Genomic DNA, 18162 nt, shown 5'->3' on the forward strand with positions numbered 1-18162 from the left:
ATTTTCAAGGATTTTAACAAATATACTATCTTTCTACATCATTAATTTTCACAGGCTAAACGGCATTTCACTCAATGTATGTCATTTTAGAAAAAACTGTACTGTAATGATATCTAAAATCATATTTCTGTTGGTTTTGTGACAATTATTAATTATTATTGTTGGTCACTTTCTTATCTACACAGGACAAAAACATGAAGTTCCGTGACTTTAAAATCGGCGCCCGCCTGGCAACCGGATTCGGCATAGTAGTATTTCTGATCCTCTGTTCTCTCGTTGTTTCCATTTACAACATTAATACCCTTTCGGAGCAGACAACCCTTCTCTACAGACACCCTTTTACCGTTACAAATACAATCAAAATGGTAGATATTGAATCCGAGAGAATGCGAAGAATCCTGAATAAACTAATAATCTTTCCGGAAAGTCATGATTCTCTCATTGCGGAAATTGATTCATCCAATCACCGTATTCTTTCTTATTTCCCGGTCTTGAGGGAGCGGTTTCTCGGTGACAAACAGGATATCGATGACCTCGAATTCGCTTATTCAAAGGTGGAGAAGAGCTATCAGGCAGTGATTGATGCCCTGGAAGAGGGAAAGGTGGAAAAGGCAAAATCAATTCTTGTTACCAGTGAAGTTGTGGTAATAAAATTTGAACATGAATTAACGGATGTACTGAACTTCGCAAACAACAAAGCCAATTCATTCTACGAAAATTCACAGGTCGTGGAAGCAGATACTAAAATTTTAACTTACTTTTTCCTCCTTGTTCTAATGCTGACCAGCGGTCTTACCGGGTACCTGATAACAAGAGGAATTCGTAAACCGGTTGATTTGATAAGTAAAAAGGTAAAACTGATTGAAGCGGGAGAGTTCTACTCCAAAATCGACTACGATTCAAAGGACGAGCTGGGAGCTCTCGCAAAGACAATTAATCAGGTGTCTGACTCACTTGGTGACTACACTGCCAAAGCTGAAATTCAGAACTGGCAAAAGTCGGGAATTAACAGTCTCAATGAAACTTTAAGAGGTGAACCAAAAGTTTCCGAACTTGCCGACAGGGCATCTGCATTTCTGTGCGAATACACCGGTGCATTTATCTGTGCTTTCTATGTGACTGACAGCGATGAGGAATACCTTACGCTGGCAGGAGGTTTCGCTGTCAGCGATGTCGAACGGGCTAATAATACGGTTAAATTCAAAGAAGGTCTCACCGGCGAATGTGCCGCTTCACGCCGCCATCTTCATGTCAGGAATGTTAAAGACAGCCATTTCTTTATCTCATCTGCCACGGGAAAATCGCTGCCGAGTGAAATTTTCCTCTTCCCCCTTGTTTATGCAGAAAAACTTTACGGCATAGTCGAACTTGGGAAATATGGAATATTTTCCACCCGGGAGATCGAGTTCCTGTTAAGTACTTCTGCCATTATAGGAGCCGCTGTCAATTCCTCCAAATCGAGAGAATCGCTGACGGATCTCCTTATGAAGACTCAACAACTCGCAGAGGAACTTCAGGTGCAACAGGAGGAATTAAGAAGCTCGAACGAGAAACTCGAAGTGCAGCAGGAAGAACTCCGTGCTGCCAATGAGGAACTAGAAGAGCAGACAACCGCCCTGAAATTTTCCGAGGAAAGACTGAAATCGCAACAGGAAGAACTCGAAGTAATAAATGAAGAACTCGAAGAGAAAAACGAATCCCTGCAGAAACAGAAAGCAGATATTCAATTAGCAAGAGAGGAACTTGAAATAAAAGCCGAGGAACTCGCTATCGCCAGTAAATACAAATCAGAATTCCTGGCAAATATGTCCCACGAACTGAGAACCCCCCTCAACAGTCTTCTTATACTGTCAAAAATGCTCGGTGACAATAAAAAGGGCAACCTCACAGAAGATGAGGTGGAATCGGCTGAAGTGATTTACAGAAGCGGTTCTGACCTCCTCAATCTCATTAATGAGATCCTCGACCTTTCAAAAATTGAAGCCGGCAAGATGGAACTCCATATTGAGAAGGTCCCGGTTGAAATTATACGAAGAAATGTTGAGTCAACTTTCAAACATTCTGCGGCTCATAAAGGACTGGAATTTGATCTCTCCATCGGCGAGCACATACCCGATTCAATCGAAACTGACAAGCAACGACTGGAACAAATTCTAAAGAACCTCATCTCGAATGCAATAAAATTCACCAAAACCGGGAAGGTCACTGTCAGAATCGACATGCCAAAGGCTTCAGATAATCTCTTCCGAAGCGGATTGAACAGAAATGAATGTGTTGCCATTACAGTTGCCGACACCGGAATCGGCATCCCGCTCGAAAAGCAAAAAGTAATATTTGAGGCATTCCAGCAGGCTGACGGTGGCACATCACGCGAGTTCGGCGGCACCGGACTTGGTCTCTCGATATCCAGAGAGCTTTCACATATCCTCGGTGGCGAAATCCAGGTCGAGAGTATTCCCGGCACCGGTTCCTCTTTCACACTCTTTCTTCCTCTTAAGTTTCCCGGACAGAATACTCCCAAAGCTGCTGCTGTGCCCGTGATTTTACCGAAGACCAAAGTACCTGAAGAAGTTGTGGTTGCCCCGGTTAAAATTGATAAACCACAAAAGATTTCAGTAACTGACGACAGAAAAGAGATCACGGAAAAAGACAAGGTCGTTTTAATTATTGAGGATGACCCCGACTTCGCTAAACTACTGTTCAAGGAATGTAAAGAGAAAAATCTTAAGGGAATAATTGCCCTCACCGGTTATGAAGGTCTGGAACTGGCACTGAGATTTCTACCCATGGCAATACTTCTCGACCTGGGTCTCCCCGATATCAATGGTATCGATATTCTGACCCGTCTGAAAGAATCCTCAAAGACCCGGCACATTCCTGTGCATATTGTAAGTGGCGCCAATACTGTAAGGGAAGCTCTGAACAAGGGAGCCATTGGATACCTCGCCAAACCGGTTGCAAAAGAAGATATCGATGATGCGATTACCCGGCTTGAAGAGTTTTCGAACAAAAAAGTAAAAGACATCCTTCTCATTGAAGATGATACAAATCTGCAAAGAAGCATCTCAAGACTTATCGGAGATTCGGATGTTAATATTTCAACGGTGGAAACAGGAGGCGAAGCGATCAAAGTGCTCGCCGATGGTCACTTTGATCTGATGATTCTCGACCTTGGATTGCCTGACATGACAGGCTTCGAGCTACTTCAGTCGTTGGAACAATTTGAAACAAATCTTCCCCCGGTAATTGTCTATACAGGAAGGGACCTCTCCAAGGAAGAAGATGCAGAACTTCGAAATTATGCCGATTCCATCATCATCAAAGGTGTTCGATCCGAGGAAAGACTCCTCGATGAAACATCTCTCTTTTTGCACAGACTTGTGAACAAAATGCCCGAAAACAAAAAGAGAATGATCCTCGATCTGCACGAAACCGACCAGCTCTTCAAAGGGAAAAAAGTATTGATTGTGGACGACGATATGAGGAATGTCTTTGCACTGTCAAAACTACTCTCCGACAAAGGCATGAATATCCTGAAGGCTGAAAATGGCAGAAAAGCTATCGAGATTATCTCCTCCGAACCGGAAATCGATCTTGTGATTATGGATATAATGATGCCCGAGATGGATGGTTACGAAACGATCAGAAGGATCAGGGCAAAGGAAGAATTCTACGATATCCCGATTATCGCAGTTACCGCAAAAGCCATGAAAAAAGATTATCAGGATTGCATCGCTGCCGGTGCAAGCGACTATCTTCCGAAACCCGTTGATATCGAAAGACTCTTTTCAATAATGAGGGTCTGGTTATACAGATAAATTTTCCGTGGAAAGCATAGATGTTCAATAAATCAGAACTGGAAAACATCGAATTAAACCTCCTTCTCGAGGCAATATACCGAAGGTATGGTTATGACTTCAGAGACTATGCACGCTCATCCCTCCTCAGAAGGGCGAAGCTGTTTATATCCCATCTCGGTCTGCAGAATATCTCGGAAGTGATTCCAAAAATTCTCCACCAGCCGGATCTTTTTTTGGATCTTGTACATCATTTTTCGATTACTGTTACCGATATGTTTCGTGACCCCTTTGTCTATTCCAAACTGATCGAGAAGGTGTTCCCCTTTTTGGAAACTCACCCGTACATTAAAATATGGCACGCAGGCTGTGCTACGGGGGAAGAGGTATATTCAACCGCAATACTTTTGAAAGAGGCAGGAATCTACGACCGTTGTACCATTTTTGCGACTGACTTCAACGATTCCGCCCTTGAAACGGCGAAAAACGGTATTTACAAGATCGATAACATGAAACAATGCATCAAATCATATCAGGACGCCGGAGGTGTTCATTCGTTTTCGGAATATTACTCCGCGAAATATGATTCGATCACTTTTTCCAAAGAGCTTAAAAAGAATATTACCTTTGCAAATCACAATCTCGTTCTCGACAGAAGTTTTGGTGAAATGCACCTGATTTTTTGCCGCAATGTGCTGATTTATTTCAACAAGGATTTACAGGACAGGGCTCTCGAGCTCCTGTCGGAAAGCCTCATTCCAGGTGGCTTTCTCTGCCTTGGCACAAAGGAATCCATTACTTTCAGCTCGGTGGCAAATCAGTTTGTTGTCGTGCAGGATAAGGAAAGAATTTTTCAAAAACGATACATCACTTAGAGAGACCACCCTTGGAAAATCGGGCTTTTTCAGGTATTATCGTTGTAGGTGCTTCAGCAGGAGGACTTAATGCACTCATTTCGCTCCTCTCTAAACTGCCGGCTAAGTTCAAGATTCCGATTCTGATTGTGCAACATACAAGCCCGTATCAGGAAAGTCTCCTTACCGATATACTTGGGAAAAGATCGGTGTTGCCCGTGGTTGAGGCAGAGGATAAAATGATGATTTCACCCGGCTTGGTGATCGTAGCGCCTCCAAATTATCATATGCTCGTGGAGAGCGATGCGACAATATCACTCTCAACCGACGAAAAAGTGAAATATTCCAGGCCTTCGATTGATGTCCTATTCGAAAGTACCGCCTGGGTTTACGGAAAAAATTCCCTCGGGATTATCCTCTCGGGTGCGAATGACGATGGTGCAAAAGGCATCAGGGAAATTAGGGAAGCGGGCGGGATTACCCTGGCACAAAACCCCAAAACCGCTGAGTTCGCTTTAATGCCACAGGCTGCGATTGAGACCGGCGCAGTCGATTTTATCCTGACTATTGATGAAATCGCGGCATTTATTTTAGAAAAAAACAAATCACACAACTAAAAGTTCGATCAGGCAGATACATGTATAAACAAAAAATCCTTATTGTTGATGATATCGAATCCAATTTAATATCGCTCGAAAAAGTTCTCCATGAATTGGATGTAACTATAATCAGAGCCCGAAGTGGAAATGATGCTCTCATCGCAATTTTAAATCATGAATTTGCACTCGCGATCGTCGATGTTCAAATGCCGGGAATGGACGGATATGAACTCGTTGAGTATATCAGAGGTGAAGAGAAAACAGCAAGTCTCCCGGTAATTTTTCTCTCTGCCGTCTATTCGGATGAGTATCATGTATTTAAGGGATATGAGTCGGGTGCTGTGGATTTTGTTACGAAACCCTTTAATCCATTCTTCCTGACAACCAAAGTGAGAATATTCCTCGATCTCGATAAAAAGCGATATGAGCTTCTTGAAAAGATTGAACTCGAGAAATCGAAGAATTACCTCGAGAGTGTACTCAGTTCAATCAACGATTCGTTGATCGTTATCGATATGGATTCTGCCATCACCAATGTCAATACCTCGGCAATACAAATTCTGGGATACTCCGAGACTGAACTTAAATCAATGAAGATTAACCGGCTGTTCGATTTCGATTTCTTTGCCGGTTGGAAAAATCACCTTGTGGAAGACGGCAATCCGTTCTTTCCCAAAACAGAAATGGAAATAGTGAAGAAAGGCGGGGAGAAGCTACCCGTTGTTATTTCCGGCTCACCCCTCTTCGAGAATGGCAACAAACTTAAAGGATTCGTTCTCGTTGCTTTCGATATTTCTGAAAGGAAACTCTACGAGGGGGCAATTCTTGCGGCAAAACTTAAAGCTGAAGAGATAAGCAAAATAAAATCCTCCTTTCTTGCTAATATGAGCCATGAGATCAGAACTCCGCTCACCGGCATTGTTGGATACGCCGAACTCTTGAAGCAGGAAAGATTATCCGACTACCAGCAGTCTCTTATAGACAAAATCTACTCTTCGGGAAAAAGACTGGGAAACACTCTGAATTCCATCCTCGATCTTTCCAAAATTGAGAACAGCATTCAGAAACTGGAACTTAAGAAATGCAACCTGAAACTGCTCGCAGAGAGAGTTTTTAATTCCAATAAAAATGTCGCAAACGAAAAATCTCTGAGGTTCACACTGATCTGTAATGCCAGCGACACATCGGTTCTAATTGATGATCACCTGTTCGAGGAAATTCTACTCCACCTCCTCGACAATGCCTTCAAATTCACACAAAGAGGCGAAATTACCGTAAAAATTGAGAACGAAAAATCGGACGGTTCTTCCTGGGTGTCGGTCAGTGTTATCGATACCGGTATAGGCATAAAAGCGGAAGAGCTTGAGATTATCTGGGATGAGTTCCGTCAGGCAAGCGAAGGACTGAACCGGGGGTTCCAGGGGCTTGGTCTCGGACTCACAATCTCAAAAAAGTTTACTGAAATTATGAACGGTAAAATATCTGTTTCCAGCACCTTTGGAGAGGGATCAGTCTTTACATTAAAATTCCCTGTATCGGAAGACGCAGCCGAGCAGGTTCCTCAGTCAAAGATGCCATCAAAAACTACAGCGTCGATACCCGGTGACAATGTCATCAGAACGGCACTTCCACGACTGCTATATGTGGAAGACGAACCGATGAATCAGGATCTTATTACTCTCTTCCTCCGAAACCGTTGCGACATTGATTGTGCATCATCCGGTGAAATCGCCCTTAAAATGGCTCAGGAGAAGCAATATGACGGCTTTTTGATGGATATCAATCTGGGACCCGGGATCTCGGGAATAGAGGTGACAAGACGATTAAGGGAGATGAGTCATTACCAGGATGCTCCTGTGATAGCCATAACCGCGCTTGCCCTCGCCGGCGACAAGGAGACTTTCCTCGAAGAGGGGTGCAGCCACTATCTCGCTAAACCATTCAGGAAGGATGAATTGCTTACACTTATAAAGTCGATATTCCCTAACGGTTCCTGACAAGCCTGAATTCTGCCATTTTGTTCTTGACCCGTTTGGTCAGTTCGATTGTGTATTCACTATACTCGACCTTGTCACCCGGGTTAAGGATTTTTCCAGTAATGTCCGAAACAAATCCTGCAAATGTACTGTACTCGTCCGACTCCGGAAATTCGGCTTCGAGGTGATCGTTCAAATCGGTGATGCTCATATTACCGAGTATCAGGAATGACTCATCGGGCAGGGGTGTTATCTCGGCAGGCTCACCTTCGGTGGTGTAGGTAATATCCCCGACTATCTCCCCGAGAATATCCTCAAGTTTTATTATCCCCTCTGTCCCGCCATACTCATCTGCAACTATAGCAGCCCTGATACCCTTTAATTGCATCTCTTTTAAAATCTCTGATATAAATTTGGTCTCGGGAACAAAATGAGGTGGGCGTATTGCCCTTTTAATCTCATAGTCATTGTTCACGATGTAATAACGCATAAGGTCTTTTACATTCACGATGCCGGTAATATTATCGAGCGAATCTTCAAAAATGGGTACGGAATTGTAGCCTGTTCTTATTATTTCCTTAAAATCTGTCTCAGGGTCGCCTGTCAGCTCCACGGCTGCCATTTCAGTCCTTGGAATCATAACATCGTATGCTGTCAAATCGTTAAATTCCAGCACATTTTCCAGGATTTCATGTTCCTCTTCATCAAGCTCCCCCTTCTTCAGCCCGGCATCCAGAAGCCTTTTTATATGTTCTTCCGAGACGAGTGTTACAGAATAGTTGGGAATGGCATTGAAGGGTTTCAGAAACAGCCCTGCTATATATTTCAAAGTTTTAGTAAATACTTTTCCGGTGATATCGAGAATGATTAGTACATAATAAACCAGAGGGGACAGCTTTCCGGCGAATTTTTCACCAAAACCCCGCGGAATGTAAACTGAAAAAAGCCAAAAAAGTGATGCCACAGGAACCGCAGAAAAAAGAACAGGAACCCACCAGCCATAGCCTTTCAAATCGATACCTACATCGTGAAGCCAGTCGATAAGGAAACTTTCTATAATTATCAAACCCACGGCAAAGACTGCATATCTGACTATCTCAGCGGTTTCGTAGATGCTTTCGGCAGATCCCTTAAATCTTTCCACCATACCTGCATTTTCATCATCTTCCGTTACCCAGTCCTCACCCGGATTCGCCAAAAGCACCGTCTCCGCAAGGGTTACAACTGCTCCAATCAAAAATACCAGCAGGATTGACAATAAAATTGAAAACATTTTTCCGTTCGTTTATAATTGACTTAAAGATAAATGCAATTTATAAACAAATAGTTTAATTTCGTCAACTTTACTGAATCTAAAAGTGCAATCCTAAACTTAGACCAAAGCTGAAATTGCTGAACGACTTGCCGCTTTCTCCCGGCAAATTCGATGGAATCGTTTTCTCTGGGATCCAGATATAGTCGCCTGTCAAAGCGATTGATACTTTTGATGATGGATAAGCCCTGAGATCAACAGCAAGAAATCCACTGAAGACGGTTTTATTCAGGGATGCCGACTCACTTGTTACGGTAGTGGTATATTTTACTGGATCATAGACGCTTTTGCTTCTTGCAATTGTATAGTCGATTGCTGCAAAGCCTGCCCCAGCTCCCGCTTTCACTTTTATTCTCTTTTTTGGCTCATCGGGAAATGGATTGTAGAATGCTGTTGCATAGTATCCGTAAACACGATTAGACATCTCTTCATTTCCATATGTGTTTTGCGAACCATACGAGTATTTAAGATTTGGTTCTGCTGCTGAATAAATTGCCACTCCTGCATCTATTTTCTCGTTAATATCGTATGTAAGTCTCACACTTCTGAAAACATTCAGGGTTATATCATCATAACTGTAGTAATTTCCGGTTCCCTGCCTGTATGCCGGGTCTGACCGAGCATAAACCTTCGCAATTTCATAATGGATGTTCAGATGTGTCTCCTCCGATGATTGAAGGATATCACGCCTCATCCTCTGCACTTCTTTGGGATTCTCCAAATCATACTCAAGTTCTTTGTCACTGTTCGACATGTCTATTCCGATTCCAACCAGTCCGCCGGCAACTGCTCCAAGAGCCCCGACCAGAAAGTGAGTCCACAACCCGTCCGATTGAATAAACCTGTCAGATTGCCAATCCTGCTTCCTGAGCAAAAGCTGACATGCAAACGCACCCGCGATTCCGAGACTTAGCATATTATCCCTGTTAGTCTGTTTCGAGTCGATCTTAAGCAGCTTAAGCGAACTGATTGCAACTTTCTGAATCTTTGAGTTTAGCAACAGCTTCAGAGAGTCCCCTTCGAGATCAAGAAAGAGACCTCTCGTCAGAACTCCATTCCTGTCGACCATTATTACAGGATCGAAAGCGAATTTGTTCTGATAACTTGAATAATCCTTCACCTCTTGTGCCGGGATGAGCGTGGTAAGTAACAGGATAAAGAACAATGCCCGGTTTATCACTGAGTTACTTGCTTTGTCTCTTTTTCTACCGAGAGTATCCATTTTTGATACCTTTCATTTGAGAATTTTATTACTTCACCCGGTTTGCTCACTAACTTGAAGAGTGTCAATAAATCGGGATCCTTATCCAGTGCCGGCATGTCAATCTTATACCAGCCCTTTGTTTTCATGAATATCGATCTTGCCATTCCGGATTTTAATTTTGGTGCATCATACTCTGCCATAAACCAGTCTCCCGTAGTCGGCATTTGATGATATGTTTCATCACTCTTACTGACGATGGAGGAAATGTCCTTACCGTCATGAGTAACGGTCTTTGCCACTTTTACTTCTGTAGCTTTTGTTGTCCCCGGTTCGTCGAAACAAAGTGAAAAATTATCCAGAGTCCAGAATCCAACGGGTGGATTTACTTCAAACTCAACGATTTCTCCGCTTACTTTGGACAAATCAATTTCAAGAACTCTCCTCTCTGTTTTGAACGGACCTCCACCCTGCAAAATGCCTTTGCTCACCCACTCACCATTTTCCTTCATCAGCAAATTCATCTCATATAATTCTTCCCGCTGAAGGAAATTCATGGTGGTTTTATAGTACTCCCCTTTTTTGTCAAGATTCCGGTAATGTTCTTCAAGATTCTTTCCCTGAAGCTCAAGCATTTCGGAAATCATCGTGGATCCCCAGTGAGTGGTTCCTACATTATAGACCAGCCACGCTTTACGGGCACCGGGTCTCTTCTTAAACCCAAATTTTATCTTGTGCTTCGTCAGTGTGTTATCTTTGAAAGGCATTTTGGTCTGCCACGAGATCATGTCATCCTCGATCAAAAACGGTTTTAGGTCGTTCCCTTTCTCATCCGAAGCATAGCTCACTTTTTCTCCCTCAGGAAGAGCGAAAACTTCACCGTCGTTGTTCATCAATGCAATTGTGTTCTGAGGGTGATCGACTGCGACAAGGCTCATCTCATCGATGTACTCCGTCTCATAAACTTCGTTCGTTATCTTGAGTTTATATCTCCCGTCAACTTCTTTGAGATTTTCGAGTTTTGTATAGTCCGTCCTTTCGAACGCCTTTGATATTGCTCCACCCAAAGGTTCGGCGTCGAATACATATTTTTCTCCGTCATATGAATAGATGAATGGACACGACTTTTTGGCAGCCAGGGCAATCAGCATCGCAACCAGTGTCGTTGCGGCAAGAAATCCCACCGTAGCTACCAGCGACATAACCCCGTCGAATTTTTCGACCATAACATACAACGCATCAAGAGCATTTATCTCGACCAGACTGTCGGCATCACTCAGCCCCTTTATCAAAAGGTTGGCATTTCTATATTGCCCGTATCCTTTACCGAAACTCATCTTTGATCCATTCTTCAATTGAAGTCCTGACAACAAAATGCTCGTATCAGACTTGAGTTGTTCAATCGTGAATGTAGCGGGCGGGTCTGTTCGGTAAGCCTCTTTTATTTGTTCCGCAAGGAAAAATACAGGTTTCCCTTCCATGTTATATCCGGAAACACCGGCACCCCTCAAAACCACCGTGGCACCATTTTTTTTAAACGAGTAAGTAAAACCATCGGGCATTACAACCTTGGTGATCTTTGTATCTTTTCCCTCAAGTTTAACAACATCAAACTCTTTTCCTGTGTTATACACAGCACAACCAAGGAAGTAGTGAGTTGTTGCTACTATAAGACACGAGATAAATATCTTTCGAAACATATGATACCTCATTCATCCGGGCGGAATCCGCCGGTTATAAATGTGATTAAAAGGTGTGACGGGATCTTTGTTTTATTCATTTTGCACCTCGGGATGCTAAGGGAAGAGTTCCTTGAATTTGTTGGCAACTCTTTCGAATGGAACAGGATGGGATTCTTCTGCGGCAATCTCTTCTGAAATTGCGATGGCAGGGCATTCGGCTTTTAACGGGTAAGGGATATTTTTTCGCATCCTTGACAGGATAACTTCAATATCCTCAGTAAGTATGTTACCGAAGGTCACGGGCATAAAAACACAGGGGTTGATATTCCCGGCGGAGTCAATATAAAAGTGTGACAGACCTCCCATGAGGCAACCAAGCCCATCCTTCCCTTCAAGGTGGGCAAGATAGTATATGACGGGATAGTCTAAATAGTTTTTATCGAGATTAATTTTTTTCATGAAATTCAGAAGTGCGGCTTTCTCTCCACCCCCCAAAAGTACGGAATAATCCCCCTTGTAACCACCACATTCCCTTGGTTCCAAAAGTTCAATCAGAGCTACTCCCTTCTCCTTGACAAATTCTGCGTATTTCATTAAATCGGACTCGTTTGCAATCTCTTTCACAGCGCAAAAATTTACATAGGTAAGAATGCCATGTTTCACAAAAAGATCAATCGCCTTCAATGCACTTTTCCAGGAACCCTTTCCCCGAAGCCTGTCATTTTTTAATTCATCATTATGATCGATTCCGACACCGGCCGCTGTTAGTCCCGCTTCCTTTAACTGAACAACTTTTTCTTCAGTTACTGTCATCCCTGAAGTATGGATGTGAAAATCGGAGAGATTTTTGTCCCCACTTCTGAGAATTGCAAGCAATCGCTCAAAATCACTCAGCGGTTCACCACCGGTAAGCACGATTACTCCACAACCGTGTTCCTGAAGTGACCTGACAGTTTTCACCCAATCATCATTGGTGAGTGAAATGTAGTTATTTATGTTCGCCTTTTCATAACAATGACTGCAGTTCAGGGGACAGTTTGAGGTGATTGCCAGAAGGGCTGTGTCAATTTGCCTTTTTTGAATAATGCCGGAGTCCAGGAGATGAAAAACTCCGTTTCTCACCGAATTTGCAAAAGCTTGAGAAGGAATGCCGGGAACGGCAAGTGAGGAATAAAATTTTCCGTTATGAAGGATCATTTTTGAAAAGTGAAGTTTTTTTCTGAGTTTGTAATTCGCACTTATCACTCTTATCGAAAGCGATTCCCTGACTGCATTCCGGATACTCGAAGATTCCCGCTTTACCAGCATCCAGGAATACATCCTGATGATCTCCAAAAGATATTGCCGGTCCGGGACGATTTGCGATGATTTCATAAAAACTCCACAATTGACACCGGTAAATTAAGCCATGACCTCTGAATTGTTGTCACAAACTTGTCAAAAAGATGTAAAGAGAATCACTTTCAGTTTTTACAATCTCTTTACTCCCCTGTGACATCTCCTTTTGGGGTATAAATTAATTTTGACCCAAACAAAAACGGAGATTATCCCAATGAAAGCACGCACATATTTAACCGTTGTCCTCCTCGCAGGACTTTTTAATTTCTCATTCGCAGCAGACAGCCTTACAATTCTGTTTGTTAATGATACCCACACAAACCTCGCCCCTCAGGCACCAAGAAATTCCGACTTGTCAGGGAAAATTGGCGGGATCGCCAGAGCTGCCTCTGTTATCGGCATGACAAAGATGACAGAAACAAATGTCCTTACGCTTCATGGCGGCGACGCCTTTATAGGTGATCCGTTCTTTTCACTGTTTTTTGGTGTTCCGGAACTTCAACTAATGGGAGCTTTAGGCTTCGATGCAATGGTTGTTGGTAACCATGAATTTGATCTCGGTCCCGACAACCTGTTTAATATTTTTGCAACTGCTTTTCCACAAGGGGCACCATTTTCAATCATTTCGAGTAATGTCCAATTCCCAAATGAGACCAACACAGGATTGGACAACTATATAAAAGGTTATGCCATAAAGGAATATGGAGGATTAAGAGTCGGAATCTTCGGACTGACTACGCCAAGTGCAAACTACTTCTCTCAACCGGGTTATGTCAAAATTATTGAATCAGACTCAGCTTTGGCAGCTTGTGCGATGACACAAATAACAGCGTTGAAGGAAGCTGGATGCGAACTGATTGTTTGCCTTTCGCATCTTGGTCTTAATATCGACAAACAGTTCTTTGCAATGGTACCTGGTGTTGATATAGTCATCTCGAGCCACGACCATCTTAAACTTGATACACCGGTGGAGATTGTGAATCTTTATACAGGCGGTAAGACCTATGCATTCCAGGCAGATGCATTCCTGAAGTATGTTGGTAAAATAAATGTGGTTGTGAACAATGGCCAGGTTCAACCACCACTTTTCCATCTGATTCCGCTGGATGAGAACATCCCGGAAGAGCCAACAACCAAAGCAATTATCGATACTCTCATTGTTCAACTCGAACAGGTTTACGGACCAATGTTCAGAACCCAGGTGGGTGTCGCTTCCGGATTCTTCAGTGAAATTGATACGAATCTGACCGATACTTCAACCCACCATAATACACCTGTCGGTAATCTCGTAACGACTGCCTTTAAATGGAAAACAGGTGCAGAAATTGCAATCACTGTGGGTGGTTCCACTTCCCAACCGATACAGGCTGGACCCATAGTTCCGGCAGATCTTTTCAGATGCATAGGATATGGCGCCAACCCCGTCAATAATCTTGGGTTCAGGCTTGCAAAAATCAATATCTCAGGCGCAAATCTTTGGTACGCGATGGAGAATGTTGTCAGCATGATAGCAACCGACGATGAGTTTGTACCTCAAACCGCAGGACTGTCGTTCGGAATGAATGTGCAAAATCCTCCGGGATCCAGAATTACATCGATTACGGTTAACGGACAACCAATCGATCCATCTCAGTCATATAACCTGGTCATGAATGAGTTCCTCTTAATGGCTATGCAGAATTTATTCATGATACCTTTTGATGTTGATACACTTTATTCTGAACTTACTGAATTCCAGGCGTTGACCGAATATGTAATATCCCAGGGGGTAATTAATCCCGGGTCAGGTAACACAATGAGTGACGAATCAAACAAGGAAAGTTTTCTGCCAGAGAAAGTTAAGCTTTTGCAAAACTACCCGAATCCTTTCAACCCTTCAACCAGTATTACATATTTGCTCCCCGCGACTTCAAATGTAAACCTGAAAGTTTTTAATTCGCTTGGAGAAGAGGTAATGGAACTGGTAAATGAGTTACAGGGTGCCGGTGAGCACAGGGTAACCTTCGACGCCAAAAACCTTCCAAGTGGAGTCTATATTTACAGGTTGTCTGCTGGTTCTTTTGTCCAATCCAAAAAAATGATTCTCGTGAAGTAAGGTACCCGGAGATTTTTGATTCCCGGTGCAGGGACCGGGAACCAAAAAATATATTTTCAAGAGGAATTGACTTTTAAAGAAAAATATTATAATTTGGGGAAGACTTAATCGAGACTTTAATGACTGATAACAGGACGCTCGTCGTGGCAGGTATCTTTGCCCAATTGATCGTCCTTTCTCTCTTTATACCGGCAACAAATCAAATGCTTTCAAAAGCTGATCTTCCCGTTACGCTTCTAAATAATACAGGGAAACTGGTGATTGAAGACCCTGCTTTCGAAAAGACAACCACCGTTCTTGCAGTTAATAGTACCCATGTTCACGAGAGAGAGGAAGTTGAAATTGTTTGCGACTTTTTCAAACCGGGAGACCACATTTCCCTTACTCTTCTTTCAGGAGATAAAATCACAACAAAAGACTTTGTTTTGGTGCCGTTCTACTCTCTGTTCCATGTTGTTGTACAGGTAATTATTGCACTCGTCTTTATACTTATCGGCAATTTTGTGGTGATTAAAAAACCGGGTAACCTGCACGCACAACTCTTCTTTTTGTGCTGCTTCGGAGTAGCGGCAATCGTGATTACAACCTGGGGGTCTGTATAGGTTGACATTCCCCTTTTGGCTGATTTAACAAGAGCAATTTTCCACCTCTCTTATGTTGTCACTCCGGTATTTTTTATTCATTTCGCACTGGTCTATCCGGTAAACAGAACGAAGGACCCGGGATATGTCCTTTTTCTGCTCTATTTCTTCGCTTTTGCGGTTTCTTTTGGCAACTTTTTCTCTTATCTTTCAGTTAAAACTTCCCTGACCCAGGAAAGCCTTTCCGACTATATCGACTGGTTTAACATCAGTAGAATTGCGACCGTGGTACTGGTGATTGCCTCAACATCGATTTTTATAAATTCCTACAGGAAATCGACTACTCGGGAAGATAAACAGCGGCTTCTCTGGCTGATTACAGGATATTTTATCGGACCATTTGCATTTGTATTGCTTTGGGTAATCCCTCAGGGGTTAACAGGGCGTGGAATTATCCCCGAGTCCGTGGTTTCAGTACTGATGCTCTCAATTCCTGTCTGTTTTACTATCTCAATCGTTAAATACCATTTCCTTGATATCCAGTTTATTTTAAATCGAAGCATTGTTTATACCACGGTTGTTTCAATTCTTACGGCAATCTATTTTGCCTCACTCTTTCTGGCTTCCACCTATATCACCAGGGATTTTGAACTCGAATTTGCGACGATCACAACCCTTGTACTGGCATTCTTCTTCCAGCCGCTTAAGACCAGAGTACAAGTGGTGGTGGATAAAAATTTTTTTATGGTGCGTTATAACTTCAAAGAAATGGTGGTACAATTCCGCAATCTGCTGGAATCCGCAATCACTGTCAAGGAAATCGGAATTTGCCTCGGGGATTTTATCCTGAAAAATATCCCTTATAAATTTTTTGCGATTTCGTTGCTTCAGGAAAACTCATCCCCTCGCTTGCTCTACCAAAATCGCGAGTTTACATTCATATTTCCCGAAAATGTGAGACTCGAAGAAAAAATCTACGCCCGTAGAGATGCTTTGGAACAGGGCATTAATTTTGAAGATATGAGTCCACTGCCGTTTAGTGATGAAGTAAAAGTGATCATTAATGAAAATGCGCACACCGCAAACTTCCATGCTGTCGTATTGCTCGGGGAGAAAAAATCGGAATTCAAGACTTCGAGGGACGATATCGATTTTATCGAGACACTTGCAAAATCAGCTATCGATGCCATCGAGGCTGCATCGCTAAAGGAATCTTTGATCAGGAAAGAACTTGAAGCAGAGAAACTCGTCGAGCTGAATGCACAGAAGTCGCTCTTTGTCTCTTCCGTCTCCCATGATCTGAAGACACCCCTCACTTCCATCAATCTCCTTGCTCAACAGATGAAAAGGAAGAAAAACATTCCGGAAGATAAGGTGAACCATTATCTCGATGTAATTACCGGTGAAACTGAACGGCTCACAAGACTGATTGACAATGTACTCCATTTTTCACAGATGGAAAGAGGTGTGAGGCAATATGTCATGGCGCCCCTGGTGCTAAATGATACGCTGCAGAACTCTCTCGATTTGATGGAGTACCAGATAAAAAGTGAAGGATTTAAGCTAAAAACCTCTATTCCGGAGAAAATTTTTCAAATAAACGGAAATCACGACGCCCTTGTTGAATGCATGATTAATCTCCTCTCCAATGCCCTCAAATTTGGGAAACCGGGCAATGTAATCGAAGTGTCGCTTATACAGGCAGGCGGTGATGCTTGCGTCACCGTAAGGGATCATGGAATCGGGATGCGGGAAGAGGAGATGAATGAAATTTTTAACCCCTTCTACAGAACAGCCACTTCAACTTTTAAAAAGATTCCCGGGACCGGGCTTGGTCTCTCGATCGTAAAACATATAATTGACTCTCATAGAGGGAAAATTGAGGTCGAAAGCAAACCGGGTGAAGGAACAGCATTTAAGTTATATTTTAAGGAAATTTTATGAAAAAAATACTCTTGATTGAAGATGACCCGGCAATCAGCCTTAGCCTGACCGATATACTCGAATCTGAACATTATGAAATTTCCACCGCGAGGGACGGGAATGAAGGGTTAAAAACGGCTATCGATGGATATTTTGATTTGGTACTGCTCGATCAGATGCTCCCGACGATGAACGGTATTGATGTTTGCAGAGAACTCCGCGCAAAAAATTCTGATGCCCCCATTATAATGCTCACCAGTAAAAATGACGAGGTTACCAAAGTACTGGCATTCGAGATTGGAGCCGACGACTACATAACGAAACCTTTTAGCATCAATGAACTTCTCGCAAGAATTAAAGCAGTTTTAAGAAGGACTGGAAACAAAATACCTCAGATTCAATCCAATCAATCAGGCGACTTGATATTGAACGACAAAGAGATGACATTGAGCAAAAACGGTGAGGTTTTCCCTCTCTCTCCCATAGAGTATAAACTTATAAAATTCTTTTTCGAACATCCTAATGAGATTTTCTCCCGAAACAAACTGCTGGATGAAGTGTGGGGATACGACAGTTTCCCGACCACTCGTACAATAGACAATTTTATACTTTCCCTTAGGAAAAAGTTCGAGGATGACCCCTCAAACCCAAAACACTTTGTTACAATCCATTCTGCCGGCTATAAATTTGTCCCGTAAAACCTAATCGACCCCCATTATTGCATTATTGGATTACTGCATTACTGCATTAAAAAAAAGGGCTCCGAAAACCAAAGCCTCCGGAGCCAAATATTACTGCATTATT

12 protein-coding genes are annotated in these 18162 nt (G+C 42.7%); 8 read left to right on the plus strand and 4 right to left on the minus strand.

The annotated features are described in order from the left end of the window. Positions 1 to 194 precede the first annotated feature (194 nt). Genes J0L60_14705 through J0L60_14720 form a run of 4 tightly spaced genes read left to right on the plus strand, consistent with a single transcriptional unit; the run spans position 195 to position 7247 of the window. On the plus strand, positions 195 to 3818 hold the full coding sequence (locus tag J0L60_14705) for a response regulator (protein ID MBN8547381.1): 3624 nt from the start codon (positions 195 to 197) through the stop codon (positions 3816 to 3818). Positions 3819 to 3838: 20 nt separating this feature from the next. Continuing rightward, complete coding sequence (locus tag J0L60_14710) at positions 3839 to 4672, plus strand: protein-glutamate O-methyltransferase CheR (GenBank protein ID MBN8547382.1); 834 nt, start codon at positions 3839 to 3841, stop codon at positions 4670 to 4672. 11 nt (positions 4673 to 4683) lie between these two features. Then, positions 4684 to 5268 carry a chemotaxis protein CheB gene (locus J0L60_14715; GenBank protein MBN8547383.1) on the plus strand — a complete coding sequence of 195 codons (585 nt, stop codon included), beginning with the start codon at positions 4684 to 4686 and terminating at the stop codon, positions 5266 to 5268. A gap of 20 nt (positions 5269 to 5288) precedes the next feature. Continuing rightward, a complete protein-coding gene (locus tag J0L60_14720; GenBank protein MBN8547384.1) occupies positions 5289 to 7247 on the plus strand; it encodes a response regulator in 1959 nt (652 codons plus the stop codon). Here J0L60_14720 and J0L60_14725 read toward each other — a convergent pair. The 4 genes from J0L60_14725 to J0L60_14740 form a co-directional block, all read right to left on the minus strand. Continuing rightward, a complete protein-coding gene (locus J0L60_14725; protein ID MBN8547385.1) occupies positions 7234 to 8499 on the minus strand; it encodes an HlyC/CorC family transporter in 1266 nt (421 codons plus the stop codon). The two genes, J0L60_14720 and J0L60_14725, sit on opposite strands and share 14 nt — an antisense overlap. Before the next feature lie 79 nt (positions 8500 to 8578). Beyond that, positions 8579 to 9760, minus strand: coding sequence for a hypothetical protein (locus J0L60_14730; GenBank protein ID MBN8547386.1), 1182 nt, complete (start codon positions 9758 to 9760; stop codon positions 8579 to 8581). After that, positions 9715 to 11439: a hypothetical protein gene (locus tag J0L60_14735; protein ID MBN8547387.1), complete on the minus strand. Its 1725-nt coding sequence runs from the start codon at positions 11437 to 11439 to the stop codon at positions 9715 to 9717. The genes J0L60_14730 and J0L60_14735 overlap by 46 nt, the downstream gene beginning before the upstream one ends. Positions 11440 to 11535: 96 nt before the next feature. Continuing rightward, positions 11536 to 12795, minus strand: a complete 1260-nt coding sequence (locus J0L60_14740; GenBank protein MBN8547388.1) for a radical SAM protein — start codon at positions 12793 to 12795, stop codon at positions 11536 to 11538. A gap of 178 nt (positions 12796 to 12973) precedes the next feature. Here J0L60_14740 and J0L60_14745 point away from each other — a divergent pair, with 178 nt between their 5' ends. The 4 genes from J0L60_14745 to J0L60_14760 all read left to right on the plus strand — a co-directional run bounded on the left by J0L60_14745 (position 12974) and on the right by J0L60_14760 (position 18056). Continuing rightward, complete coding sequence (locus J0L60_14745; protein MBN8547389.1) at positions 12974 to 14854, plus strand: 5'-nucleotidase C-terminal domain-containing protein; 1881 nt, start codon at positions 12974 to 12976, stop codon at positions 14852 to 14854. Between the two features lie 119 nt (positions 14855 to 14973). After that, entirely contained in the window at positions 14974 to 15456 is a 483-nt protein-coding gene (locus tag J0L60_14750) for a hypothetical protein (GenBank protein ID MBN8547390.1), read from the plus strand. Between the two features lie 15 nt (positions 15457 to 15471). Then, positions 15472 to 17379, plus strand: coding sequence for a hypothetical protein (locus J0L60_14755; GenBank protein ID MBN8547391.1), 1908 nt, complete (start codon positions 15472 to 15474; stop codon positions 17377 to 17379). After that, positions 17376 to 18056 carry a response regulator transcription factor gene (locus J0L60_14760; GenBank protein MBN8547392.1) on the plus strand — a complete coding sequence of 227 codons (681 nt, stop codon included), beginning with the start codon at positions 17376 to 17378 and terminating at the stop codon, positions 18054 to 18056. The genes J0L60_14755 and J0L60_14760 overlap by 4 nt, the downstream gene beginning before the upstream one ends. The last annotated feature ends 106 nt before the right edge of the window (positions 18057 to 18162 follow it).

Source organism: Ignavibacteria bacterium (assembly GCA_017302895.1).
Lineage (GTDB): Bacteria > Bacteroidota > Ignavibacteria > Ignavibacteriales > Ignavibacteriaceae > UTCHB3.